General features: G+C 74.3%; 20 protein-coding genes. 13 read left to right on the forward strand and 7 right to left on the reverse strand.

Features of this window, described 5'->3' with window-relative positions:
• The first annotated feature begins 1 nt into the window (after position 1).
• The 3 genes from A2CP1_RS08590 (at position 2) to A2CP1_RS08600 (ending at position 4,870) form a co-directional block, all read left to right on the forward strand.
• Positions 2-3,145 (forward strand): efflux RND transporter permease subunit, encoded by a 3,144-nt coding sequence (locus tag A2CP1_RS08590; RefSeq protein ID WP_012632980.1) that lies wholly within the window; start codon positions 2-4, stop codon positions 3,143-3,145.
• Positions 3,146-3,168: 23 nt separating this feature from the next.
• Positions 3,169-3,744, forward strand: coding sequence for a hypothetical protein (locus A2CP1_RS08595; protein WP_012632981.1), 576 nt, complete (start codon positions 3,169-3,171; stop codon positions 3,742-3,744).
• Between the two features lie 166 nt (positions 3,745-3,910).
• Positions 3,911-4,870 carry a chromosomal replication initiator protein DnaA gene (locus A2CP1_RS08600; RefSeq protein ID WP_012632982.1) on the forward strand — a complete coding sequence of 320 codons (960 nt, stop codon included), beginning with the start codon at positions 3,911-3,913 and terminating at the stop codon, positions 4,868-4,870.
• Between the two features lie 6 nt (positions 4,871-4,876).
• On the opposite strand, the gene pdxR is transcribed toward A2CP1_RS08600, so the two are convergent.
• Positions 4,877-6,319 carry a MocR-like pyridoxine biosynthesis transcription factor PdxR gene (gene pdxR / locus A2CP1_RS08605; protein ID WP_041450473.1) on the reverse strand — a complete coding sequence of 481 codons (1,443 nt, stop codon included), beginning with the start codon at positions 6,317-6,319 and terminating at the stop codon, positions 4,877-4,879.
• 80 nt (positions 6,320-6,399) lie between these two features.
• Between pdxR and A2CP1_RS08610 the strand changes: the two genes are divergently transcribed.
• A complete protein-coding gene (locus A2CP1_RS08610) occupies positions 6,400-6,831 on the forward strand; it encodes a cupin domain-containing protein (protein WP_012632984.1) in 432 nt (143 codons plus the stop codon).
• On the forward strand, positions 6,828-7,280 hold the full coding sequence (locus tag A2CP1_RS08615; RefSeq protein WP_012632985.1) for a MauE/DoxX family redox-associated membrane protein: 453 nt from the start codon (positions 6,828-6,830) through the stop codon (positions 7,278-7,280). Before A2CP1_RS08610 ends, A2CP1_RS08615 begins: the two co-directional genes overlap by 4 nt.
• A 29-nt stretch (positions 7,281-7,309) precedes the next feature.
• Here the strand turns inward: A2CP1_RS08615 and A2CP1_RS08620 are convergent, their stop codons facing one another.
• The gene (locus A2CP1_RS08620) at positions 7,310-10,432 is read right to left on the reverse strand and encodes an amidohydrolase family protein (RefSeq protein WP_012632986.1); all 3,123 of its coding nucleotides are present in this window, start codon (positions 10,430-10,432) and stop codon (positions 7,310-7,312) included.
• 199 nt (positions 10,433-10,631) lie between these two features.
• Between A2CP1_RS08620 and A2CP1_RS08625 the strand changes: the two genes are divergently transcribed.
• The 5 genes from A2CP1_RS08625 (at position 10,632) to mdh (ending at position 16,444) form a co-directional block, all read left to right on the forward strand.
• Complete coding sequence (locus A2CP1_RS08625; protein WP_012632987.1) at positions 10,632-10,970, forward strand: cupin domain-containing protein; 339 nt, start codon at positions 10,632-10,634, stop codon at positions 10,968-10,970.
• A gap of 135 nt (positions 10,971-11,105) precedes the next feature.
• Positions 11,106-11,564: an ester cyclase gene (locus tag A2CP1_RS08630; RefSeq protein WP_012632988.1), complete on the forward strand. Its 459-nt coding sequence runs from the start codon at positions 11,106-11,108 to the stop codon at positions 11,562-11,564.
• A gap of 111 nt (positions 11,565-11,675) precedes the next feature.
• On the forward strand, positions 11,676-12,986 hold the full coding sequence (locus tag A2CP1_RS08635; protein ID WP_041450474.1) for an SAM-dependent methyltransferase: 1,311 nt from the start codon (positions 11,676-11,678) through the stop codon (positions 12,984-12,986).
• A gap of 238 nt (positions 12,987-13,224) precedes the next feature.
• Positions 13,225-15,456 (forward strand): NADP-dependent isocitrate dehydrogenase, encoded by a 2,232-nt coding sequence (locus A2CP1_RS08640; protein ID WP_012632990.1) that lies wholly within the window; start codon positions 13,225-13,227, stop codon positions 15,454-15,456.
• A 37-nt stretch (positions 15,457-15,493) separates the two neighbouring features.
• Positions 15,494-16,444, forward strand: a complete 951-nt coding sequence (gene mdh, locus A2CP1_RS08645) for a malate dehydrogenase (protein ID WP_012632991.1) — start codon at positions 15,494-15,496, stop codon at positions 16,442-16,444.
• 84 nt (positions 16,445-16,528) lie between these two features.
• Here the strand turns inward: mdh and A2CP1_RS08650 are convergent, their stop codons facing one another.
• The 4 genes from A2CP1_RS08650 to aceA all read right to left on the reverse strand — a co-directional run bounded on the left by A2CP1_RS08650 (position 16,529) and on the right by aceA (position 21,749).
• A complete protein-coding gene (locus A2CP1_RS08650; RefSeq protein ID WP_012632992.1) occupies positions 16,529-17,755 on the reverse strand; it encodes an FAD-dependent oxidoreductase in 1,227 nt (408 codons plus the stop codon).
• Positions 17,756-18,036: 281 nt separating this feature from the next.
• Positions 18,037-19,140 (reverse strand): WD40/YVTN/BNR-like repeat-containing protein, encoded by a 1,104-nt coding sequence (locus A2CP1_RS08655; protein ID WP_012632993.1) that lies wholly within the window; start codon positions 19,138-19,140, stop codon positions 18,037-18,039.
• Between the two features lie 3 nt (positions 19,141-19,143).
• Entirely contained in the window at positions 19,144-19,413 is a 270-nt protein-coding gene (locus A2CP1_RS08660; RefSeq protein ID WP_012632994.1) for a MoaD/ThiS family protein, read from the reverse strand.
• 89 nt (positions 19,414-19,502) lie between these two features.
• A complete protein-coding gene (gene aceA / locus A2CP1_RS08665) occupies positions 19,503-21,749 on the reverse strand; it encodes an isocitrate lyase ICL2 (protein WP_012632995.1) in 2,247 nt (748 codons plus the stop codon).
• Positions 21,750-21,924: 175 nt separating this feature from the next.
• Between aceA and A2CP1_RS08670 the strand changes: the two genes are divergently transcribed.
• Together A2CP1_RS08670 and A2CP1_RS08675 are read left to right on the forward strand one after the other, a co-directional pair.
• Positions 21,925-22,884, forward strand: coding sequence for a 5'-3' exonuclease (locus tag A2CP1_RS08670; RefSeq protein ID WP_012632996.1), 960 nt, complete (start codon positions 21,925-21,927; stop codon positions 22,882-22,884).
• Entirely contained in the window at positions 22,881-23,315 is a 435-nt protein-coding gene (locus tag A2CP1_RS08675; RefSeq protein ID WP_012632997.1) for a hypothetical protein, read from the forward strand. The genes A2CP1_RS08670 and A2CP1_RS08675 overlap by 4 nt, the downstream gene beginning before the upstream one ends.
• A 79-nt stretch (positions 23,316-23,394) precedes the next feature.
• Here the strand turns inward: A2CP1_RS08675 and A2CP1_RS08680 are convergent, their stop codons facing one another.
• Positions 23,395-24,918, reverse strand: coding sequence for an ammonium transporter (locus A2CP1_RS08680; RefSeq protein WP_012632998.1), 1,524 nt, complete (start codon positions 24,916-24,918; stop codon positions 23,395-23,397).
• 272 nt (positions 24,919-25,190) lie between these two features.
• Between A2CP1_RS08680 and A2CP1_RS08685 the strand changes: the two genes are divergently transcribed.
• A complete protein-coding gene (locus A2CP1_RS08685) occupies positions 25,191-25,529 on the forward strand; it encodes a P-II family nitrogen regulator (RefSeq protein WP_012525704.1) in 339 nt (112 codons plus the stop codon).
• The last annotated feature ends 84 nt before the right edge of the window (positions 25,530-25,613 follow it).

Consider the following 25,613-nt stretch of genomic DNA (forward strand, 5'->3'; position numbering starts at 1 on the left):
GATGAAGCTCACCGACCTGTTCGTCCGGCGCCCGGTCATCGCGGTCGTCGTCAACCTCGTCATCGTCATCGCGGGCCTGCAGGCCATCCGCACGCTGAACGTGCGGCAGTACCCGCGCAGCGAGAACGCGCAGATCACCGTCACCACCACCTACGTGGGCGCGAACGCCGAGCTGGTGCGCGGCTTCATCACCACGCCGCTCGAGCGCGTCATCGCCTCCGCGGACGGCATCGACTACCTGGAGTCGGAGAGCAAGCAGAACGTCTCGATCATCCGGGCGCGCCTGCGGCTGAACTACGACTCGAACCGCGCCCTGGCGGAGATCGGCTCCAAGATCGACCAGGTGCGCGGCGACCTGCCGCCCGAGGCGGAGGTCCCGGTGGTCGGCATCGAGACCGCCGACAGCCAGTTCGCCTCCGCGTACCTGAGCTTCTCGTCCAGGTTCCTGAAGCAGAACGAGATCACCGACTACCTGGTCCGCGTGGTGCAGCCGCGCCTCTCGTCCATCGAGGGCGTGCAGCGGGCCGACATCCTCGGCGCCCGCACCTTCGCGATGCGCGTCTGGCTGCGGCCGGACCGCATGGCCGCGCTCAACGTCAGCCCGGCGCAGGTGCGGGAGGCGCTCGCCCGCAACAACTACCAGGCGGCGGTCGGGCAGACGAAGGGCTCGCTGGTCCAGGTGAATCTCACCGCCAACACCGACCTCCGCTCGGTGCGCGAGTTCCAGCAGATGGTGGTGCGCGAGCGCGACGGCGCCACCGTCCGGCTGGGCGACGTGGCCGACGTGGCGCTCGGGGCGGAGGACTACGACGCCGAGGTGAACTTCACCGGCGAGACCGCGGTGTTCGTCGGCATCTGGGCGCTGCCCGACGCGAACTCGCTCGACGTGATCAAGCGCGTGCGCACCGAGATGGGCGCGATGCAGACGCAGATCCCCGAGCAGATCAGGGCGGTGGTGGCGTACGACGCGACCGCCTACATCCAGGACGCCATCAAGGACGTCGAGCACACGCTGGCCGAGACGCTGGTCATCGTGGTGATCGTCATCTTCCTGTTCCTCGGCTCGCTCCGCTCGGTGCTGGTGCCGGTGGTGGCCATCCCGGTGTCGCTCGTCGGCGCGGTGTTCCTGATGCAGGCGTTCGGGTTCACCCTGAACCTGCTCACGCTGCTCGCGATCGTGCTCTCGGTCGGCCTGGTGGTGGACGACGCCATCGTGGTGGTCGAGAACGTGGAGCGCCACCTGCGCGAGGGGAAGACGCGGATGGAGGCGGCGCTGGCCGGCGTCCGGGAGCTGGTCGGCCCGGTGATCGCCATGACCATCACGCTCGCGGCGGTGTACACGCCCATCGCGTTCCAGGGCGGCCTGACCGGCTCGCTGTTCCGCGAGTTCGCGCTCACGCTGGCCGGCGCGGTGACCATCTCCGGCGTGGTCGCGCTCACGCTCTCGCCCATGATGTCCGCGCACCTGCTGCGCGAGGGCGGCGAGGCGAAGGGCCTGGCCCGCCTGCTGGAGCGCGGCTTCGAGCGGGTGCGCGACGTCTACGCGCGCCACCTGGAGAAGTCGCTGCAGGCGCGCGGCGCCATCTACGCCGCCTGGGTCGCCATCATCCTGCTGGTCGGGGCCATGTTCACCATGGCGCCCCGCGAGCTCGCGCCCACCGAGGACCAGGGCGTGGTGATGGGGATCGTGAACACCCCGTCGAACTCCACGCTCGAGCAGCTCGTGCCGAACACCAAGGCCGTGAACCGCTCGCTCATGGAGATGCCGGAGGCCGGGTTCACGTTCCAGATCACCCAGCCCACCGGCGGCTTCTGGGGCGTCGGGCTGAAGCCCTGGACCGAGCGCAGCCGGACGGCGGCCGAGGTGCTGCACGAGGTGCAGGGGCGCCTCGCGGTCATTCCCGGCATCCAGACGTTCGCGATCCTCCCCCCGGCGCTGCCCGGCGGCGGGAACTTCCCGGTGGAGATCGTCCTCGCCTCCACCGCCGACACCCAGGAGATCCTCGGGTTCGCGCAGCAGCTCCAGGAGAAGGCGGCGAAGAGCGGCATCTTCGCGTTCCCGCCGCTCATCGACGTCAAGATCGACCAGCCGTCCTCGGAGATCGAGCTCGATCGCGAGAAGGTGGCGGAGCTCGGCCTCGACCTGCGCACCGTCGGCCAGGACCTGGGCTCCGCGGTGGGCGGGAACTACGTGAACCGCTTCAACGTGGGCGGCCGCAGCTACAAGGTGATCCCGCAGCTGCTGCGCTCGGAGCGGCTCAACCCCGAGCAGCTCGAGGACATCCACGTCACCGGGCCGGACGGGCGGCTCATCCCGCTCGCGTCCATCGCGCGGATCCGCGACCAGGTGACGCCGCGCTCGCTGAACCGCTTCCAGCAGCTCAACGCGGTGAAGCTGAGCGGCGTCGCCATCCGCCCGCTCGACGAGGCGCTCACGTACCTGGAGGACGAGGCCGGGAAGATCCTGCCCGCCGGGTACGTGATCGACTACACCGGCGAGTCGCGCCAGCTCCGCACCGAGGGGAACAAGTTCCTCCCCGCGTTCCTGCTGGCCATCGTGCTCATCTTCCTGGTGCTGGCCGCCCAGTTCAACAGCTTCCGGGACCCGCTGGTGATCCTGGCCGGCTCGGTGCCGCTCGGCATGTTCGGCGCGCTCGCGCTGGTGTTCCTGAAGATGCCCAACCCGCAGATGCCGTTCTTCACCGACGGCTGGACCACCACGCTCAACGTCTACTCGCAGGTGGGCCTGGTGACGCTGGTGGGCCTGGTCGCGAAGAACGGCATCCTCATCGTCGAGTTCGCGAACAAGCTCCAGGAGCAGGGGCTCTCGAAGGTGGAGGCGGTCCGGCAGGCGGCGGTCACGCGCCTGCGGCCCATCCTCATGACCACGTTCGCCACCGTGTTCGGGCACCTCCCGCTCACCTACGTGACCGGCCCCGGCGCCCACGCCCGCAACAGCATCGGCCTGGTGCTGGTCGCGGGCATGACGGTCGGCACCGCGTTCACGCTGCTCTTCCTCCCGTCGATCTACGTGCTGATCGCGCGCGACCACCGGAAGGAGGCGCTCGCGGCGCGCCCGGTCGAGCTGGAGGCGCCGGTGAACGTGCCGCTCCACCCGCAGCTCCCCTCGGGCACCGAGCCCTGAGGGGCGGAGAGGAGATCATCATCATGGACTGGATCTATCCCATCTCGGTGTTCGCCCACGTCGCCGGCGCGGTGCTGCTCGGCGTCGCCGGCGGGATCGAGGCGGTGGCGCTCGCGAGGCTCCGGCGCGCCGTCACGGTGGACGAGGCGAGGACCTGGCTCGGGCAGCTCGCGCTGCCGGGGCGGCTCGGCCAGCTCGCCATGCTCGCCATCCTCGCCTCGGGCATCTGGATGACGGTGTCGGTCTGGGGCCACGCGCCCTGGATCGCGAGCGGCTTCGCCGGCATGGTGCTGATGGGCGCGCTCGGCGGCGCGGTGACGGGGCGGTGGCTGAAGCGGGTCGGCCCGGCGGTGCGGCAGGAGCGCGGGCCGGAGCTGACGCCGGAGCTGCGCGCACGGCTCGCGAGCCCCGTGCTCGACGCCTCGCTCCGGCTCCGCGCCGCGCTCGGCGTGGGCGTGCTCGCGCTCATGGCGATGAAGCCGACCGGCGGCCCGGCCGCGACGGTCCTCCTGGCGGCCTCGGCGGCGCTCGGGCTCGCCTGGGCGGCGGGGCCGCTCGCCGCCGCGCGGGGCAAGGGCGCGCAGGCGGGCGGCGCCTGACGATCCGCCGGACCACATCGGCGCCGCCCGGCGCCGGTGTGGGGCCGGGGCGCGGAGAAACTCGGGGATCGCGCGGCGGGGCATGAATCCCCGGGTTCGCCGGTTCGTCCCTCCATCGGTGCTCGTCTGGCCCGCTGGAGGGCCGCGGCTCCGACAGGAGGTCGAGATGCGCTGGTTGCCCGTCGCGTTCGCGCTGCTGCTCGCCCCGCTGGCCCCCGCCCGCGCCCAGGTCAGCGTGGGCATCGGGATCACGGCGCCCGGCGTCTCCATCGGCATCAACGTGCCTGCGTACCCGGAGCTCGTCGCGGTGCCGGGCTACCCGGTCTATTACGCCCCGCGCCTCCCGGCGAACTACTTCTTCTACGACGGGCTGTACTGGGTGTACGCGGACGACACCTGGTACGCGAGCAGCTGGTACGACGGCCCGTGGGACGCGGTGGACCCGTACTACGTGCCTGCCTACGTGCTCCGCGTTCCGGTGCGATACTACCGGGCGCCGCCGCCGTACTTCCGCGGCTGGCACGCCGCCGCGCCGCCGCGCTGGGGCCACCACTACGGCCACGACTGGGAGCACCGCCGCGCGGGCTGGGATCGGTGGGATCGCCGCGCCGTCCCGCGCCCGGCCCCGCTGCCGAGGTATCAGCGCGGCTACGCGGGCGATCGCTACCCGCGCGCCCTCGAGCAGCAGCGCTCGATCCGGAGCACGAGCTACGGGTACCGGCCGCGGGAGGACTTCTCGCAGCGTCACGACCCGGGCCCGGGCCCGGGCCACCGCGGCGGTCCCGCCGCGCGTCCGCACGACGCGCAGGGCTGGAGCCGCGGCGAGCCGCAGCCGGCGCGCGGCCCCGGCGGTCCCGGCGGCCGCGCCGACGGGTGGCAGCGGCAGCAGCCGGAGCAGCGGTACGATCGTGGCGGCGGGCCGGATCGCGCCGGCCAGGGCGGTCGCCCGCAGGAGCGCGGCGGCGCCGCGGCCCCGCGGTACGACCGCGGCGGGCCGGGGCGCGACGCCGGTCCCGCGCCGCAGCGCGGCGGCGATCGCGGACCCGACCGCGGCGATCGGGGCGGTGACCGCGGCGGCGATCGCGGCGGGCGCGGGCACGACCGCGGCGGGCCGGAGCGCGGATAGGGCGGCTCACCGGCGCGCGCGCACCGCGGGCGGCGGCTCCAGCGCCGCCGCCAGCCGGCGGACGCCCTCGTCGATCCGGGCCGCGGGGATGATCCCGTAGCCGAGCGCGAAGCCGGGCCGTCCCGGCCGCGCGTGGTACGGCGCGAGCGGCTGGACGGCCACGCCCAGCGCCTGCGCGCGCCGGACCACCCCCGCCTCGTCCGCGCCTGCGTCGGCGAGGAGGAAGCTCCAGTGCAGGCCAGCCGAGGCCGGGAGCGCGATCACGCGGCCGGCGAGGTGGCGCTCGACGGCGGCGGCGAGCCGGTCGCGGCGCTCCCGGTACACCCGGAGCACGCGGCGGACGTGGCGGGCCAGGAGCCCGTCGTCCACCAGCTCGGCGAGGGCGCGCTGCAGCTCGAGCGGCCCGTGGGAGTCCGCCAGGGCCTTCGCGGCGCGCAGCGCCGGGACGAGCGAGGCGGGGGCGACCAGGAACCCGAGCCGCAGCGTCGGCAGCAGCACCTTCGAGAGCGAGCCCACGTAGACGACGCGCCCCTGGCGATCCAGCGCCTGCAGAGGCTCGAGCGGCCGGCCGTCGAAGCGGAACTCGCTGTCGTAGTCGTCCTCGACGATCGCCGCGCCGGTCCGCTCGCTCCAGGCGAGCAGCGCCTGCCGCCGGCGCAGCGACATGGGCATGCCCAGCGGGAACTGGTGCGACGGCGTGACGTAGACGAGCCGCACGTCCGCGGGCAGCGCCTCCACCACCAGGCCCTCCGCGTCCACCCGCACCGGCACCGCGCGCGCGCCGAGCGCCTCGAACGCGCCGCGGGCGGGCGGATACCCCGGATCCTCGAGCGCGACGCGATCGCCGGGCGCGAGCAGCACCCGCCCCACCAGGTCGAGCGCCTGCTGCGCGCCGGAGGTGAGGATCACGTCCTCCGCGCCGGCGCGCACCGAGCGGGCCACGCCCAGGTGGCGCGCCACCGCCGCGCGCGCGCCGGGATCGCCCTCGGGCGGCGGGTAGCCCGCGCGCGCCCGCCGGCCGCGGAGCTGGCGCGACACCCGCCAGCGCCAGGCGTCCCACGGGAACAGCGCCGGGTCCGGCGCGCCGACCTGGAAGTCGTAGGGCGCGGGACGCGGGGGAGGAGCCGGCGGCGGGGGCATCGACGCCCAGGCCGCGCGCGGCTGCAGCGCCGCGCCGACCGGCGCGCGCCGGCCGGCGGCGCCGGCGCGGACCCCTTCCGCCACGTAGGTCCCCGCGCCCGCGCGGCCGACCAGGTAGCCTTCCGCCGCGAGCCGCTGGTACGCGTGCAGCACGGTGTTGCGCGAGACGTCCAGGCGCCGGGCCAGGTCGCGGGTGGCGGGCAGCCGGTCGCCGGCGCGCAGGCGGCCGTCCAGGATGGCCTCCCGGAGCTGGCGGTAGGCGTCGGCGGCGAGCCGGCCGCGGCGGTGAAGGGAGACGTGCAGGTCCACGCTCCCGGACGGTAATGGATCCATTGGATTTCGCCAGTGTGGACCTGTGAGGGAGCCACTGCGGCCGCTACCTGGAGGGCATGACCCACGAACCGAACCACCCGGACGGAACCGATCACCTGCCCTGGGCCGAGGTGTCGCCCGGCTTCTCCCTGAAGCTCCTGCGCGGCTCGGCGGACGGCGACACGCGCGCGCTGCTGCTCCGCCTGGAGCCCGGCACCCTGGTCCCGCGGCACCGGCACGAGGACGAGGTCCACGCGCTCAACCTGGCAGGCCACCGGAAGCTGCTCGACACCGGCGAGGTGGTCGGCCCCGGCGGCTACGTGTACGAGCCGCCCGGGAACGTGGACAGCTGGATGGCGGTGGGCGACGAGCCGGTGGTCGTCTTCGTGACCGTGCGCGGCGCCATGGAGACGCTCGACCCGCAGGGCGGGGTGGCCGAGCGGAGCACCACGGCCGGCATCGCGGCCTTCTACCGCGGCGTGCTCGCCGGGCGCGGAGCCGACCGATGACCGGCCGCGCGGCCCGCTGGGCCATCGTGTACGCGCGCCTGGCCCTGGCGGCGGCGTTCCTGTCGGCGGTCGGCAGCCGGCTCGGGCTGTGGGGGCACAACGACTTCGACGCGTTCGTGCGCTACACCGCCGAGGTGAACGCGTTCCTGCCCGCGGCGCTCGCGCCGTTCCTGGCGCGCGCGGCGACCGTGGCCGAGACCACGCTCGGCCTCGCGCTCCTCGCCGGCGTGCGGCTGCGCTGGGTGGCGCTCGCCAGCGCCGGCCTGCTGGCGGTGTTCGGCGCCGCCATGGGGATCTCGTTCGGCCCGAAGTCGCCGCTCGACTACTCGGTGTTCTCCGCGTCCGCCGCCGCGCTCCTGCTGGCGCTGGCCGCGCCGGCCCCGGTCCCGGCCCGCGGCGAGGCTCGGCGAGCCGGGACCCCCGGGGTGGAGCCCGCCGCCGGCCGGTGAGGCCGGAGCGGGCCCCGCCCGCCGGGCCGCTACCGGTGGTCCTCCTCGACCATCGCCTCCGGATCGTGCCACCACCGCGCCGGCGTCACCGCCACCCCGGGCGCGGCCGGCAGCCGCCGGTGCGCGACGGCGGACGCCGCGGCACCGCCGGTGAACGGCGCCATCAGCTCCGCGACCGTGTGGAGGCGGCCGTTCTTCATCACCAGCTCCACGTTGGCCGCGTCGGCGACGTCGGCCAGCGGATCGCCGCGCACGAACACCACGTCGGCGAGCTTGCCCGCCTCGAGCGTCCCGAGGTCCGCGTCCACCCCGAACGCGCGGGCGGGCAGGGCGGTGGCGGTGCGCAGCGCCTCCCAGGGCGCCAGGCCGCCGAGCTTCACCTGCGCCCGCAGGTTGAGGTGCAGCGCGGTCGCGACGTTGTCGATGGGCGAGTCGGTCCCGGCGAGCATGGTGCCGCCGGCGCGCAGCACCGCCGCGAGCGTCTCCTCCTCCCGGCGCAGGCTCTCCAGGCTGACGGTCTGGTCGGTGGTGAGCGCGCGGTCGCGCTTCCCGCGCAGCAGCACCTGGTCCCACGGCGTGTTGAGCGCGAGCAGGCGCGGGTCGTCCACCATGGCCGGGTCCTCGGCGTAGAGCGAGGAGTTGAAGGTGGTGGAGATGTCGAACATGCCGGAGCGCGCGAACAGCGTGCGCACGTCGCCGTAGCTCACCCCGCCCGACGAGCGGGTGTAGGCGAAGCCGAGGCGGGTGGTGGCGCTCACGTGCGTCTGGCCGTCCATCCCGTACGACATGCCGGGCAGCATGTAGTGCGAGCCGACCCACACGCCCATCTCCTCGTGCGCGAAGCGCACGGCCTTCGCCTGCCACTCGTGCTTCATCCGGACGTAGGTCTTCACCATGTCGTAGTCGAGCGCCTTGGCGCGCGCGAGCTCGAGGTCGAGCTGCGCGTCCGTCGTGGTCGGGCGCATGAAGTTGTAGTAGACGCGCTCGCCGTCGATCGCCTCGCCGCTCGCGAAGAACCGCGGGCCGACGCGGGCACCCGAGGCGTAGGCCTCGCGCGTCTCCACCGCGCGGTAGTCCGGATCGCCGAGCGAGTGGGCCGAGGTCACGCCGTAGGACAGCCACAGCCGGCCGAGCCGTGCGCCGTAGAACTTGCCGCTGATCCACTCGTGCGTGTGCGACTCCCACAGGCCCGGGATGGCGGTGAGCCCCGACGCGTCCACCACGCGCTGCCCCTGCGCGGCGGCGCGCGCGTGGGCGTCGGCGCGGTGCGGGAGGATGGCGCGGATCCGGTTGCCGGCGACGAGCAGATCCACGTCGTGCTGGACCTCGGGCCCCCGGCCGTCCCACAGCCGCCCGGCGTGCACCAGCACGGTGCCCTCCGGACGCTCCGGGCGCCAGCGCAGCTCGACCGGCACGGTCGCCGGCGCGCCGCCCTCGCGGGCCACCATCCGCAGCGTGCCGCTCGACAGGTAGAGCAGGCGGCGGGAGTCGCCGCTCCAGGTGGGCGCGTCGGTGGGCTCGGAGGTGATGCGCACCGCCGGCCCGGCGGCGCGGCCGGACGCGTCCACCGGCATGACCCACAGCGTGCTCTGCATCACGAACGCGAGCGCGGTCCCGTCCGGCGACCACACCGGGCCGTCGTCGCCGCGGGTGCTCAGCGACTCGAACGGCGCCGCCTCCTGGTAGCGCGTCGCGCCGGACTCCACGTCCACGGTGAGGATCTGGCTGGTGCCCTCGCGGAAGCGGCGCGTGTATGGCTTCAGCGCGGCGAGCGCCAGCGTGCGCCCGTCCGCGGACCAGGTCGGGCGCCCCGGTGCGAACAGCGGCGCCACCACCTGGCGCACCGCGCCGGTGGCGAGATCGAGCACGTGCGTGGCGCCCGCCTGGTCCTGGAACGCGAGCCGCCCGCCGTCCGGCGACCACGCCGGCGCCACCTCCGCGCCGGGCAGCGAGGTCACGCGCTGCTCCGCGCCGGTGACCACGTCGAGCACGTACAGGTCGGCGGTGCCGCCCTTGTCCGAGGCGTACGCGATGCGGGTGCCGTCGCGCGACCAGGCCGGATCCTGCGCGTAGTACGGGCCCTCGGTGAGCGGGCGGGGCGCCCCGCCCACGTCCATCAGCCACAGGCGGTTCAGCGCCTGGAACACCACCCGCGTGCCGTCGGGCGACAGCGCCGGCGCGACGATGCCGAGCGCCCGGCGCGGCGCGGTGCGGTCGAAGTCGAAGCGCTTGCGCTCCCAGGCCGGGCGCACCAGCCGGAACGTCGCCTGGAACGCGACCTGCTCGCTGGTGCCGGCGTCGAGATCGGTCACGCGGATGCCGCCGTCGGCGGTGTAGAGGAGCGTCCGCGGGGACAGCCAGTGGGCCGGGAAGGGGAACACGTCCTCGAACGGCGAGGCGGGCGCGCCGTCCACCACGAGCCGGCTGCGGTTCGCGGCGAACTGGATCCAGGCGAGGTGCGCGCCATCGGGGGAGATCGACGGAGAGCTCAGGCGCGCGCCGGCGGGCGCGGTCGCGAGCGTGCGGCGGGTGCCGGCCGCGTCCACCGCCTCGATGGCGGTGCCGGTCGAGCCGGCGCCGCTCACGAACGCGATCTCGCCGCCGTCCGGCGTCCAGGCCGGCTCGAACTCGTCGGCGGGCGCCTCGGTCCAGCGCGTCAGCGCGCCGGTCGCCACGTCGGCCACCCACACGTCGTAGCTGCCCTGGAAGGCGCGGTCGGAGGAGAACGCGATGCGCGTCCCGTCCGGCGAGAAGCGCGGCTCGCGGTCGTCGCCGTGGCCCGAGGTGAGCTGGCGCACGTCGGTGCCGTCGGGCCGCATGGTCCAGATGTGGAACGTCCCGCCCGCGTACGCCTGGAACGCCACCAGGTCGCCGCGCGGCGAGTAGTCGGGGCGGGCGGGCTCGAGCAGCCCGTCGGTGAGGCGCCGCGCCTCCCCGCCGCCGCGCGGCAGCGACCAGAGCACGCCCTGGAGATCCAGGACCAGGTCGCGCCCGTCGGGGGAGGCGGTGACCGCGACGTTGGTCCCTTCGTGGACGGTGATGTCGCGCACCGCGGCCCGGCTGCCGCCCTGGAGCGAGGCGGCGCCGAGCGAGGCGGCGGCGACGGTGGCGAGTGTGACTGCGGCGATCCGGGAACGGCGGGTGAGCGGCATGCATCCTCCGGGGGGAACGGGACGGCGGGAAGGGGCTCTCCTGTTCGTCCTGCGGCGGAGGTGGCAACGGGCCGGCGGGGGCGTACCATGCACGGAGCGCCCGAGGTGCGGCGTGACGCCAAGCGTTGCTACGCAAACGATCGATGACGCCCCGGCCGCCTCCCGAGAGGCGGCGCCGCGACGCGGGCGAGGAGCTCCGATGGCCAAGGACGACCTGCTGCCGCCCGCCGTGTCGCACCGCTTCGTCGAGCTGCTCGGCTACGCCGAGCACGGCATCGCCAGCCGCGTGCTCGCCAAGAAGGGGACGAGCAACGTCACGCTGTTCGCGTTCGACGCGGGGCAGGGGCTCACCGAGCACACCTCGCCGTTCGACGCCCTGGTGGTCGTGCTGGAGGGCGCCCTGACCCTCACGATCGGCGGGGAGCCGGTCGAGGCGCCGGCGGGCAGCCTCACGCGCATGCCGGCGAACGTGCCGCACGCGGTGGACGCCGTCTCGCGCACGCGGATGCTGCTGGTGATGCTGCGCGATCCGAAGTGAGCCCTCCGACGGCGGATCCCACCTGTCCTTCATCGCGGGGGTCAGCGGCCGTTCACGGCGCGCGCCCCGCGACGACGCCCTACCTCAGGACCGCCTCCCCCGTCGACGATCTCCGGGGAGGTGAAAGGACGAACCATGGCCGTGGACATCAAGCAGTCTCACCGGCGGCTGTTCGAGGAGGCGTGGGGGAAGGGGAACCTCGAGGTGTTCGACGAGCTCTGCGATGCAGGGTACCGGAGCCACGACCCGGTGAACGGCGACGCCGATCTGGCCAAGTCCAAGGAGACGTGCCGCGCGTACCGCGACGCGTTCCCGGACCTGAAGCCCACGCTCCTCGCGTCGTTCACGGAAGGTGACTCGGTCACGACGCACTGGCGCATGACCGGCACCCACCGCGCGGCGCTGCTCGGCATCGCGCCCACCGGAGCGCGCTGCACGGTCGAGGGGATCACCATCGCCCGGTTCCGCTCGGGCAAGGTGGCGGAGGAGTGGACGCAGTGGGACGCGCTCGGGCTGATGCGCCAGCTGGGCGTGTCGCCCACCGCGCAGCCGGGCGCGGAGGCGCGCGGGCCGGAGGCTCGCCCACACGCCTGATCGGCTCGGGGGCGAACCGCGGGTGCGCCTGGCATCCGCGGGGCGCCCCTCCGCCGCGGCGCCCCCGCCGGCGCCCCTCGCCCGGCCACTCGCTCGAGTATGCTGCCCCCCATGGACCCGGCCCGGGTCGCCGCGGCGATGTTCGACTCCGAGTCCCGCACGTTCGCGGTCCGGCTCTGGGACGGCACGCTGCTCCCGCCGGCGCGCGACGCGGGCGTCCGCGGTGTGGTGCTCCTGCGCGATCCCGCCGCGCTCGACGCGCTCGTGCCCCCGGCCGCGGAGCGGCGCCTCGCGGAGGCGATCCTCGACGGCCGCATCGAGCTGGAGGGCGACGCCATCGCGCTCGTGGAGGCGGCGGCGCGGTGGACCGGCCCCCGGCCGCACCCGGCGCTCGCCGCGGCCATCGCGGGCGCCCTGGCCCGCCGCGCGCTCCACGCGCTCGGTCCGGCGCCGCTCGAGGCCCGGCTGCACGGGGGACGGCACAGCGTGCGCCGCGACCGCGACGCGGTGCGCCACCACTACGACGTCTCCGACGCGTTCTACCGGCTGTTCCTGGGCGAGGACCTCGTCTACTCGTGCGCGTACTTTCCGACCGGCGGGGAGGGGCTGGAGGAGGCGCAGCGCGCCAAGCTGGAGCTGGTGTGCCGCAAGCTCGCGCTCGCGCCCGGCGAGCGGTTCCTCGACGTGGGCTGCGGGTGGGGGGCGCTGATCGAGCACGCGGCCGTCCGCCACGGCGCGCGCGCCACCGGGATCACGCTCAGCCAGCACCAGCTCCGCACCGCCGAGGCGCGCGCGGAGCGCCTGCGCGGGCGGGCGGACCTCGCGGTGCGGTCGGAGGACTACCGGACGCTCCGCCCCGAGGCGCCCTTCGACAAGGTGGCGAGCGTCGGCATGATGGAGCACGTCGGGCGGGCCCGGCTCGACGCGTACTTCGCGGCGGTGCACCGGCTGCTCCGGCCGGGGGGGCTGTTCCTCAACCACGCCATCGCGTCGGTGGACGGGCGGGGGCCGACGCTGCCCTGGGCCGGGCAGCGCGGCGGCGGGTTCATCTGGCGCTACGTGTTCCCGGACGGCGAGCTGGTCCCGATCGCCGAGGTGATCGCCCGGGCGGCGCTGGCCGGGTTCGAGGTGCGCGACCTGGAGTGCCTCCGGGAGCACTACGCGGAGACGCTCGCCGCCTGGCTGGGGCGGCTGGAGGAGCGGTACGGGGAGGCGGTCGGCCTGGTGGGCGAGCGGCGGGCCCGCCTGTACCGGCTCTACCTCGCCGCCTCCGCCGCCGGGTTCCGGCTCGGGCGCATCAGCGTGTTCCAGCTCCTGCTCGCCCGGCCGGACGCCGAGGGGCGGGCCGTCGGGACGCCGCGCAGCCGGTCCGGGTGGTATGCAGAGCGGGCCAAAGGGCGCCCCGAGCGCGCGCGCGGCTGAGCGCCCGAACGGGCCGCGACGGACGGCGCACCGGCGCCGCCGGAGCCCCGCGGAATCCATGGCGCGGCGGGGCTGTTCGTAGACGTTGGCAGTCCACTTTCCGGCCAAAGATCCGTGACTTCCATCATTGATCTCGCGTGAGGAATCGTGGCATGTCGGGCACCTCACTCGGGACGGGGCCGGCGCTGCCGTGGTGGTCGCCGACGACGAGGATCACGCAAGCCAAGGACGAGGGAAAATGACGACGAAGACCTCCACGATCATCTGGACCGAAATCGACGAAGCGCCGGCGCTCGCCACCTACTCGCTGCTGCCCATCGTCCAGGCCTTCACCAAGGGCACCGGCGTCGACGTCCAGACGCGTGACATCTCGCTCTCCGGCCGCATCATCGCGGCGTTCCCGGAGAAGCTCACCGAGGCGCAGCGGATCCCGGACTACCTGGCGCAGCTCGGCGAGCTCACCCAGAGCCCCGACGCGAACATCATCAAGCTCCCGAACATCAGCGCCTCGCTCCCGCAGCTCAAGGACGCGATCAAGGAGCTGCAGGGCAAGGGCTACGCGGTCCCGGACTACCCGGAGGCCCCCAAGGACGAGGCCGAGAAGGCCGTCCAGGCGCGCTACGCCAAGGTGCTGGGCAGCGCGGTGAACCCGGTGCTCCGCGAGGGCAACTCGGACCGCCGCTCGCCGCTCTCGGTGAAGGCGTTCTCGAAGAAGCACCCGCACAAGCTGGGCGCGTGGAACCCGGAGTCGAAGGCCCACGTCGCGCACATGACCGCGGACGACTTCTACGGGCACGAGACCTCCACCACGGTCGCGAAGGCCACCACCTTCCGCATCGAGCACGTGGCGCCGGACGGCGCGGTGACGGTGCTGAAGAAGGACGCGCCGCTCCTCGACGGCGAGGTCATCGACTCGACCATCATGGACGTCCGCGCGCTCCGGAAGTTCTACGCGGAGCAGATCGAGGACGCGAAGCGCCAGGGGGTGCTGTTCTCGCTGCACCTCAAGGCCACCATGATGAAGGTCTCCGACCCCGTCATGTTCGGGCACGCGGTGACGGTGTTCTTCGAGGACGTGTTCGCGAAGCACGCCGAGACGTTCAAGCAGCTCGGCGTGAACCCGAACCTCGGCCTGGGCGACCTGTACAAGCGGCTCGAGGGCCTGCCGGCCGCGAAGAAGGCCGAGATCGAGGCCGACATCAAGGCGACCTACGCGAAGCGCCCGGCGCTCGCGATGGTGGACTCGGACAAGGGCATCACCAACCTGCACGCGCCGAACGACATCATCATCGACGCGTCCATGCCGGTGGTGGTCCGCGAGTCCGGCAAGATGTGGAACGCCGAGGGCAAGCTGCAGGACGCCAAGGCGGTGATCCCGGATCGCTGCTACGCCACGATCTACAAGGAGATCGTCGAGGACTGCCGCAAGCACGGCGCCTTCGACCCGGCCACCATGGGCAACGTGCCGAACGTCGGCCTGATGGCGCAGAAGGCCGAGGAGTACGGCTCGCACGACAAGACGTTCATCGCGGGCGCCAAGGGCAAGATCCGGGTGGTGGACGGCGCCGGCGCGACGCTGCTCGAGCAGGCGGTCGAGGCGGGCGACATCTTCCGCATGTGCCAGGCGAAGGACATCCCGATCCGCGACTGGGTGAAGCTGGCGGTGAACCGCGCCCGCGCCACCGGCACGCCGGCGGTGTTCTGGCTGGACAAGAACCGCGCCCACGACGCGCAGATGATCGCGAAGGTCCAGAAGTACCTGAACGACCACGACACCCGCGGCCTGGAGATCAAGATCCTCGCGCCGGTCGAGGCGATGCGCTACTCGCTGGAGCGGATCCGCAAGGGCCAGGACACCATCTCGGTGACCGGCAACGCGCTCCGCGACTACCTCACCGACCTGTTCCCCATCCTCGAGATCGGCACCAGCGCGAAGATGCTGTCGATCGTCCCGCTGCTCGCCGGCGGCGGGCTGTTCGAGACGGGCGCCGGCGGCTCGGCCCCCAAGCACGTCCAGCAGTTCGTGAAGGAGGGCTACCTGCGCTGGGACTCGCTGGGTGAGTTCTCCGCGCTGGGCGCGTCGCTCGAGCACATCGGCCGCGCCGGCGGCAACGCCAAGGCGGCGGTGCTCGCCGAGACGCTCGACCAGGCCATCGGCAAGTTCCTCGACAACAACAAGTCCCCGGCCCGCAAGGTCGGCCAGATCGACAACCGCGGCAGCCACTTCTACCTGGCGCTGTACTGGGCCGAGGCGCTCGCCGCGCAGTCGAAGGACAAGGAGCTGCAGGCCCGCTTCGCGAAGCTCGCGAAGCAGCTGGCGGACAACGCCGCGAAGATCGACCAGGAGCTGCTCGCGGCCCAGGGCAAGCCGGTGGACATGGGCGGTTACTACCGGCCGGATCCGGTGAAGACCGGGAAGGCGATGCGTCCCAGCGCGACGCTGAACGCAATCATCGACGCGATGGCGTAACTGCAGGAATCCAACCAGTCAGGCGAGGGAGACGAACATGGCCAGGTCCAAGATTGCACTGATCGGCGGTGGGCAGATCGGCGGCGTGCTGGCGCAGCTCGCGGCGCTCCGCGAGCTGGGCGACGTGGTCCTCTTCGACATCGTCGAGGGGCTGCCGCAGGGGAAGACGCTGGACATCGCCGAGGCCGCGCCGGTCGACGGCTTCGACGTCAGCCTCAAGGGCACGAACACCTACGAGGACATCAAGGGCGCGGACGTCGTGATCGTCACCGCCGGCCTGCCCCGCAAGCCGGGCATGAGCCGTGACGACCTCATCGCGGTGAACTCGAAGATCATGACGACCGTGGCCGAGGGCATCAAGCAGTACGCCCCGAACGCCTTCGTCATCGTGATCTCGAACCCGCTCGACGCGATGGTGACGCTCTGCCAGCGCATCACGGGGTTCCCGCACAGCCGCGTGGTCGGCCAGGCCGGCGTGCTCGACTCGGCCCGCTTCGCCGCGTTCATCGCGTGGGAGCTGGGCGTCTCCGTCAAGGACGTCACCGCGGTCACCCTGGGCGGCCACGGCGACGACATGGTGCCGCTGGTCCGCTACACCAGCGTCTGCGGCGTCCCGGTGATGGAGCTGCTCGAGCAGAAGTACGGCGCCGCCAAGGCCGCCGAGGTGATGGCCGCGATGGTGAAGCGGACCCGCGGCGCGGGCGGCGAGGTGGTCGCGCTCCTCAAGACCGGCAGCGCGTTCTACTCGCCGGCCTCCAGCGCCATCGCGATGGCAGAGTCGTTCCTGAAGGACCAGAAGCGCGTGCTCCCGACCTGCGCCTTCCTGAAGGGCGAGTTCGGCGTGGACGGCCTCTACGTCGGCGTGCCGGTGGTGATCGGCGCGGGCGGCGCGGAGCGCGTCCTCCAGCTCAAGCTGAACGCCGAGGAGCAGGCCATGATGGACAAGTCCGTCAAGGCCGTGAAGGACCTGGTCGCCACGCTGAAGTAGCGACCGCCGCGGCCTCGCCGCGGAGCAGGACCCGGGCCCCGATCGCCGCCAGGCGGTCGGGGCCGCTTCGTTCAGGGGGGGGCGCTACGCCAGCCCGAGCTGCGCCTGCGGCTCCGGCTCGTCGAGCAGCGCCGCGATCGCCGCCGCGTCGCACGGGCCGAACGGCCCCAGCCCCACCGGATCCGGCAGGGCGGGATCGCCGGCGAGCAGGCGCGGCAGCACCCGCGCGCGCCGCGCCGCCGCCTCGGGCCCGGGCGTCCAGACCAGCCGGTCCATGGCGTCGAGGATGCGCCGGAGCGCGCCCGCGTACGCGTCGTGCTCGCCGGCCCAGCGCTCGAGCGCCTCGGCGTCGGAGCCGCCCGCGCCGAGCGCGGCCGCGAGCCGCTCCGCGTCCACCAGCGTGAGCGCGAGGCCGCAGCCCCAGCTCGGATCCGAGGACGCGGCCGCATCTCCGATCAGCGCCACGCCGTCACGGCACGGGTGGTCCACCCAGCGCTCGGCCCCGGAGAACTGCGCCAGCGGCCCCGCCTGCCGGACGCGCGCCAGCCACGCCGCGGGCACGCCGGTCGCGCGGCAGGCCTCGACGAACGCCCCGAAGCGGCGGTCGCCGGTCAGGCCCGGGCGGCCCGCCGCGGCCGGGGAGACGAAGTACAGGCGGGCACGGCCGCCGCCGAGCGGGCCGAGCAGCATCGCGATCCCGTCGCCGAACGCGAGGTGGATCGAGTCCTCGGGCGCGGCCGACGCCTCCACGAGCACGCCGGCGATCTCGAGCAGCTCGGGCTCGCGCCGGACGTCGAAGCCGGCCCAGGCCCGCGCGCGCGAGTCGCGCCCGTCCGCCGCGACCAGCACCGGGGCCACCTCCGTCCGGCGCACGCCGCCCTCGGTCCAGGTGACCGCGGGCGGCCGATCGTCGGCGCACGCCAGGGCCACCACCGTCGCGCCGCGCCGGACCGTGGCGCCGCGCGCCGCGGCGCGCGCCAGCAGCGCCTCCTGCATGGCCGGGTGGTAGGCGTCCAGCGCCGGGTCCGCGCCGGGCGTGGTGGACGGCAGGTGCCGCCGCCGGACCACCTGCCCGCCCGCGTAGTTCGTGAACCAGGGGACGAGGATCCCGCCCGCGCCGACGAGGTCGCGATCGATCCCCAGGCGGCGCGCCGCCGCGACACCCCAGGGCAGCAGGTTCTCCCCGCGGACCCGATCCCGGAACCGGGTCTCGCGCTCGAGCACCAGCACCTCACGCCCGCCGCGGGGGAGCGCGCCCGCGAGCGCCGCGCCGCCGATCCCGCCGCCGACCACGATCACGTCGAACGCCATGGCTGCCTCCCCCGGCCGCGCGGCGCACTGGTGCGCCCGGCCGGCGTCGCGCCGGTGCATGCGCGAGACGGCGCCGCGTCGAAACGGCCGCGAGGGGCGAAAGCGTCGCGCTGCGCGCGGCGGCCAGGCGGGCGCTCGCAGCGCAGGCCGGCGCGCCAAAGGCGCAGGTGCAGCCCCGCCCTCGCGTGGCGCGTGGACTCGGGGAAGAACTGCCCGCAAGGCGCCTGTCGGCCGGGCTCGCCGCGAGGGCCGTCCGACCGGGGCGACCTCGCGAAGGCGACCTACCCGAGGGCGACCTGCCCGAAGGCGACCTGATAGATGGGCGGCAGCCTCGCGGGGTGCTGCACCCAGCGATCGCCGCCGTCCTCGGAGATCCATAGCCCGCCGGTGGTCGAGCCCATCGCCAGCCGGTCGCCGCCCGCGTCCACCGCCAGCCCGTGGCGGTACACGAGGTCGTACGCGTGGTCCTGCGGGAGCCCGTCGCGCAGCACCTCGAACGTGTCGCCTCCATCGCGCGTGCGCGCCACCACCAGCTTCCCGTCCACCGGCACGCGCCGCTCGTCCTTCACCGCCGGCACGAACCAGGCGGTGCGCGGATCCCGCGGGTGCACCGCCAGCGCGAAGCCGAACTTGGAGGGCCGGATGGCGGTGATCTCCGTCCACCGCTCGCCGCCGTCGGCGCTGCGGAACACGCCGTTGTGGTGCTGCGCGTACAGGCGCTCCGGCGCGGTGGGGGCCTGGACCAGGCGGTGGACGTCCTGCGCGTTGGGATCCTCGCGGCGCTCGGGCGGCATGTACTCTGCGTACATGCCGGTGGCGCGCAGCGCCCAGGTCTCGCCGTCGTCGGCGGTGCCCCAGACGCCGCCGGTGGAGATCGCGCACAGGAGCCGCCGCGGGTCGCGCGGATCCACCGCGATCGAGTGCAGGCCGGGCTGGTCGTAGCCGCCGCCGCCCCAGTCCTTGCGCTCGGGGCGGTCGGACAGGCCGCGGACCAGCGTCCAGGACGCGCCGCGATCGCCGGAGCGGAACAGCGCCGCGGGGATGGTCCCGGCCCACAGTGCGCCGGGCCGGTCCGGGCCGGCGGGCTCGAGCGCCCAGATCTGCTGCACGCTGGGCGCGTCGCTCGCGCCCCCGGGCTCGGGCGGGAACGCGGGGGCGGGGAGCTCGGTCCAGGTCCGGCCGCGGTCGTCGGAGCGGTGCAGCTTCACGCCGAAGTGGCCGAGCGCCAGCGCGGCGTAGAGCGTCCCGTCGCGCGGATCGTCGAGCACCAGGCTGACCGGATCCCCGAGGAACGCGCAGCGCTCGATCTCCCAGCCGCGCGCGCCCCGCTCCAGCAGGAACAGCCCCTTGCGCGTGGCGACGCTCAGCCGATCGCTCGTGCCCATGCCTCACCCTCCCGAGAGCGCCTGCATGACGTGGATGCCGCTCCCGGGGCGCACCGGGTCGGCGAGGCCGTCGCGGTCGATCACCAGCGCGCCGTCCACGAACACGGCCACGTGCTTGCGCAGGCGGCCCTGGTCGTCGAGCACGTAGCCGCGCAGGCGCGGGTTGCCGCGGAACGCCGCCTCGAGCGCCTCGCGGACGGTCCCGCCCGGCACCTCGGCGGGCGGCGCGTCGAGGTGGCGCCGGAGCGTCGCGGTGAAGGTCACGAGCGGCATGCGGGCCTCGGGGAAGCGAGGCTCACGCATGGTGGACGTGACCCGGCGCCGCAACGCGCCGGTCGGGGCGCCCCGCGCAGGGGCGGGCGTCAGGCGCCGAGGAGCGCCTTCAGCGCCACGTGGTCCCGCGCGGCGAGCGCCTTCACCCGCGCCCGGTCCACGTCGGCGACGATGATCGCACCGACCTCCTGCGCCACCGAGCGGAACAGCCCGAGCGCCTTCATGCCCTCCGCCTGCCGCTGGTTGTCCTCGGTGGGCGTGACGTAGTGCGCCGAGTCCACCCGGTAGCGGTGGAACAGGAACAGCTGCGCGAGCGTCATGAGCCGCTTGCGCCGCAGCGCCAGGTCGTGCGTGTTCTGGTCGCGGACCGACAGGATGCTGCGCCCGCGCCGGTCGGTGATGCTCGCGAAGGTGACGTCGAGCTTCCGCTCGCCGTCGGCCGAGGTGACCACCAGCTCGAGCAGGTCGGAGCCCGCGGTGACCGGCCGGAGCGCCGCGCGCAGCTTGCCCTGGACGCCGTGCCGCTCGCGCCAAAGGTCGAGCCAGTCCTCCAGCAGCCGCGGCGGCACCTCGGTCTGGACCAGGTGCTGGTGCTGGGTCGAGCCCTGGCCCATGGCCTTGGTGGTGGCGGTGCGGCCGGAGACGGCCATGAGCGCCGCGTCGAGGCGCGGTCCGCCCACCAGCGTCTGCGGCGTCCGGTAGCCCGACTCGAGCAGGCGGAACTTCCGCTGCAGCCGCGCCAGCGCCAGCATGCCGTCCTCGCGCAGCGCCGTCGCGAACTCCTCCGCCGCCAGCCCGTCGATCTGGTGGCCGCCGTAGGTGATGAAGTCGAAGACGTACCCGAGCTTGCCGAGCTCCTCGGGGAAGCGGCGCATCTGCTCGTCGTCCATGCCGGTCGTGTCCCAGTTGAACGACGGGGACAGGTTGTAGGCGAGCATCTTGTCCGGGTGGACCGCGTGGATGGCGTCGGCGAAGCGCCGCGCGTCGGCGAGGTCGGCCGTCTTGGTCTCCATCCAGAGCAGGTCGGCGAACGGCGCCGCCGCGAGCGACTTCTGGATGGCATAGTCGATGCCGCCGCGCACCTGGTAGTAGCCGTCCGGCGTCTTGGCGTGCTCGCAGTCCCAGGGCGTGTCGATCCCCATGGCGCGCGCCTTCTCGCGCGCCCGGTAGAACGGCGCGCGCGCTGCGAACGCCATCCACTCGTCCCGCCGCATGGTCGGGTGCTCGCCCTCGTGCTCGCGGAACGCGATCGCCTGCGCCACCGCCTCGGCGTAGGTGCAGACGCCGGCCTCCTGCTGCCACGCGTCCACGAACCGGTCGAACACCCGGTCGAGCGCGGCGTCCACCGCGAGCGCGCCGCGCTGGTGCTCGGCGGCGGCGGCGGCGATGGCCTTGTCGAAGCCGGTCCGCTCCAGCCAGGCGTCGGCGGCCGCGTACTCCTCGTCGCACACCGCGTACAGCTCGTGGCCGGAGAGCTCCTCCACGCCGGCGCGGCGGAACCGGCGCAGGATCGCCAGGAACGCCGCGCGGAACGCCGGGACCGCGAGGTTGCTCGCGCCCAGGATGAACGGCTGGTCGCGCTCGTCGCCGCGGCCGTCGAGCAGCGTGGCCGACTCCGCGTCGGTGCGCGCCACCACGATCCCGGGCACGCCCATGAGGTCGAGCTGGAACCGCGCCGCGGAGAGGCGCTTCAGCTGCTCGTCCTCGGCGACCAGCACCTTGCCGCCCTGGTGCCCGCACTTCTTCACGCCCGGCTTCTGGTCCTCGATGTGGTAGCCGGGCACCCCGACCTCGACGAAGCGGCGGACGAGGTTGCGCACCTGCGCGTCGCCGCCGTGGCCGGTGTCGGCGTCGGCGATGATGAACGGCCGGAAGTCCACCGCCGGGGTGGCGCGCCGCTGCTCCTCGGTCATGCGCGAGCGGGCGTGGTGCTGGTTCCGGTCCGCCGTGAGCAGCGCGCGCACGATGGGCGCCGCCTCGTCGGGCACCTGGCTGAGCGGGTAGCTGGCGAGGTCGGGGCCGGGGTCCTCCTGCACCGAGCCCTTGGCCGAGGTGGCCCAGCCGCCCAGGTAGATGGCCTCGATGCCCATCTTCTTCATGGCCACGGCCTGCCCGGGCGAGTAGGGGCCGAACGTGGTGATGCAGCGCCGCTGCTGGAACAGCTCGCGCAGGCGCGCGTGGAACGCCTCGGCGGCCTCCCGCGCCACCGGGTAGTCCTGGCGGATCGTGCCGCGCTGCTCCATCACCTCGCGGGCGGTGTGGATGCGCCGGATGCCCGCGAACCGTGGGCTCTCGAACCAGCGGCGCAGGGCCGCGACCTCCTGCTCGAAGTCCATGTGTCGTCTCCTGGCGCCGTCGGCGGCGCGTCCCGACAGGCTGGACCCAGACGGTCCGGGAGGCCACCGCGCATCGGGGGCGCACGCGCGGGGTGCGGGCCACGCAGGTACCAGCCAGGGCGCGGCGGCGCGCGCACGCCCCGGGCGCGGGTTCGCGGAGCGTATACTTCGCGCCATGAGGCTCCACCTGGTGGACGGCACCTACGAGCTGTTCCGCGCGCACTTCTCGGGGCGGCCGGGCCACCGGGCGCCCGACGGCCGCGAGGTGAAGGCGACGCTCGGGATGGCCGCCTCGCTCCTGGCGCTGCTGCACGAGGCCGGTGAGGCGGTGACGCACGTGGCGGTGGCGTTCGACCGGCCCATCCGCTCGTTCCGCAACGACCTGTGGGCCGGCTACAAGAGCGAGGAGGGCGTCGAGCCCGAGCTGCTCGCGCAGCTCGAGGCCGCGGAGGAGGCCGCCCGGGCGCTCGGGCTGGTGGTGTGGTCGATGGACGCGCTGGAGGCCGACGACGCGCTCGCCACCGCGGCGGCCCGCTTCCGCGACGAGGTGGAGCAGGTGCGGATCCTCACCCCGGACAAGGACCTCGGTCAGTGCCTCCGCGGGCGGCGGGTGGTCCAGGTGGATCGCATGCGCGGGCGCGAGACCGACGAGGCGGCGCTGCTCGCGCGCCGCGGCATCCAGCCGGAGAGCGTCCCCGACTGGCTGGCGCTGGTGGGGGACACCGCGGACGGGATCCCGGGGCTGCCCGGCTTCGGCGAGCGCACCGCGTCGGCGCTGCTCGCCGTGTACGGGCACCTGGAGGACGTCCCGGCCGACCCGGCGCGCTGGCCGGCGGGCGTGCGCGGCGCGGCGAAGCTGGCCCGGGCGCTGGAGGAGGGGCGCGAGGCGGCGCTGCTGTACCGGCGGCTCGCGACGCTTGTCACCGACGCGCCGCTGGCCGAGGGGCTCGAGGCGCTGCGCTGGCCCGGGCTCTCGCGCGAGCGGCTCGGCGCCTGGGCGGCGTCGCTCGGGGCCGAGCGGCTGGTGCAGGGGCTGGAGGCGCGACCGGCGCGGTGGGCGGGCCCCGGTGGCGCGCCGCCGCCGGCGGCGGGGCAGGGCGAGGCCCGCGACGTGGCGGGCCGGGAGGGGACATGACGCTCCGCCGCGACTTCATCCAGCGCATGCTGGAGCAGCTCGGCTGGGCGCTCGCCGGGGTGCTGAAGCTCCGCCGGGCCGGCGCGCACGAGCAGGCGGTGCAGCAGCTCGAGTCCACCGCCACCGGCCTCGTCGGCATCGACCTGCGGATGGTCGCCTCGGTGGAGTCGGCCACCGCGGCCGCGCTGGTGGCGGAGCCGGAGCGGCTGCTGGTCCTCGCGCGGCTGTGCCTGGAGCGCGCGGAGATCGCGCGGGAGCAGGCCGATCCGCTGGAGGCGGGGTGGCGCCGGCGCGCGGTGGAGCTGTGGCTGGAGGCCGCCGGCCGTGGCGCACCGCTCGACGCGGAGTCCCGCGCCGCGGTGGAGGCGGAGCCGGAGGAGGCGCTCTCGCCGCGCGCCCGGACGCTTCGCGCCGCGCTGCCCCCGCGGTAGCGCGCCGCGGCCCGGATGCGCGGAGGCGGGACCCGCCGTGCGACGGGCCCCGCCTCGCGTCCGTTCCCCCCGCCCCAGGTCAGTAGGCCGGGGTCGTCTTGCCGACCGCCGCGACCGCGACCGGCGCGCCGTCGTGAGACGCGGTGCCGCCGAACGCGCCGCCCGAGCGGATCTGGAACTCCGGGTAGGCGGAGTTGCCGTGCTCGCCGACGTCCAGGCCCTCCAGCTCCTCCTCGGCCGTCACGCGGATCCCGCCGGACAGGAGCTTCGTCACGTACCAGGCCGCCAGCGACAGCGTGAACACGGACACCGCCACCACCCCGACGCCCAGGAGCTGCGGGCCGAGCTGCGCCATGCCGCCACCCAGGAACAGGCCGGGCTTCGCGACCGCCGCGCACGGCGCGACGGTGGGATCCGCGAACAGGCCGAGCGCGATCGTGCCGAAGACGCCGTTCGCGAGGTGCACCGCGGTCGCGCCCACCGGGTCGTCCACGCGGATCCGGTCGAAGAACACCACCGCCGCGACCACCAGCACCCCGGCGACGAGGCCGATGACGAGCGAGCTCAGCACGCTCACGAACGCGCAGCCGGCCGTGATGGCCACCAGGCCCGCCAGGCAGCCGTTCAGCGTGATCCCGAAGTCCGGCTTCTTCAGGAAGATCCAGGCCGCGAGCATGGAGGAGACGGTGCCCGCCGCGGCGGCCACGTTGGTGGTGGTGGCGATGTGCGCGATGGACGCGCCGTCCGCCGCCATGGTCGAGCCGGGGTTGAAGCCGAACCAGCCGAACCACAGCACGAACACGCCGATGGCGGCGCTCGTCATGTTGTGGCCGGGGATGACGTTGATCTGCTTGCCGGGGCCGTACTTCCCGAGGCGCGGCCCGAGCACGAGGATGCCGGCGAGCGCCGCCCAGCCGCCGATCGAGTGCACCACCGTCGAGCCGGCGAAGTCGAGGAAGCCCTTGCTGGCGAGCCAGCCGCCGCCCCAGATCATGTGGCCGCCGACCGGGTAGACCACGCCCACCAGGAACAGCGTGAAGACGATGAAGGCCTTGAACTTGATCCGCTCGGCGACCGCGCCGGACACGATGGTGGCGGCGGTGCCGGCGAACACGAGCTGGAAGAAGAACTTCGCCCACAGCGGCACGCCGGTCCAGTTGAGCGCGTGGTAGACGCCCTGGTACGCGTCGCCGAGCGCGGGGCTGTTGTCCGCGCCGGACGCGAACAGGAGCCCGCTCGTGCCGAAGAACGGGTTGCCGTCCCCGAACATCAGGCCGTACCCGATCACCAGGAACGCGAGCGACGAGATCGCGAACACCACGAAGTTCTTGAACAGGATGTTCACGGTGTTCTTCGCGCGGCAGAAGCCGGACTCGACCAGCGCGAAGCCGAGGTTCATGAAGAAGACCAGGAACGCCGCGATCATCACCCAGATCGTGTCGAGCCCGACCTTCTGGGCGGCGATGGCGTCGGCCATGCCCTGCGTGAACGCGACCGGCGCCGCCGCGGCGGCGTCGTCGGCGCGCGCGGCCGGGGCGTGGAGGAGCAGCGCGGCCGGGGCGGCCAGCGCTGCGAGGAGGAGCAAGGCTCGGAGCTTCTTCATCGGCGGAGTTCTCCCGTGCTGTGGGCGGCCGCACGCGGTCGCGTTGGATGGGACGGGAGGCGCCTCTGCAGCGCGCGTACCGGAACCCGCCGAGGCCGGTTCCAGGCGGTTTCCGGCGCGATCGCGCCCTCCGGCCGGGGCTGCTGCCGCGAGGGCGAGCAGCCCGGTGCACGGGGAGGCGGCGCGGCGAGGCGGTCCGGGCGCGCGGGCGCGGCCCGCAGCGCGCGCAGTGCACGCACGGTGATTGCACCTGCGCTCGCGCGGAGGTGTCCATGAAGCGGATCGAGGCGATCATCCGGCCGTCGCGCGTCGAGCAGGTGCGCGCCGCGCTGGCCCACCCGTGGATCTCGGGGATGACGGTCTCCGAGGCGCGCGGCTTCGGGCGGCAGCGCGGGCACGTCGAGCTCTACCGCGGCGCCGAGTACACCGTCGAGCTCGTCCCGAAGCTGCGGATCGAGCTGGTCGTCCCGGACCCGCTCGTGCCGCGCCTCGTCGCCGAGCTCGAGGCCTGGGTGCGGACCGGCCGGATCGGCGACGGGAAGATCTTCGTCACGCCGGTGGACGACGCGGTCCGCATCCGCACCGGCGATCGCGGCGAGGACGCGCTCTAGCGGGCCCGCCGCGCCGGCGCGGAAAAGGGAAGGGCCCGGCGGGCGGCCGAAGCCGCCTCGCCGGGCCCGGGGTTCAGCCGTCGC

Origin of the sequence: Anaeromyxobacter dehalogenans 2CP-1, assembly GCF_000022145.1 — a bacterium.
Taxonomy (GTDB): Bacteria; Myxococcota; Myxococcia; order Myxococcales; family Anaeromyxobacteraceae; genus Anaeromyxobacter; species Anaeromyxobacter dehalogenans.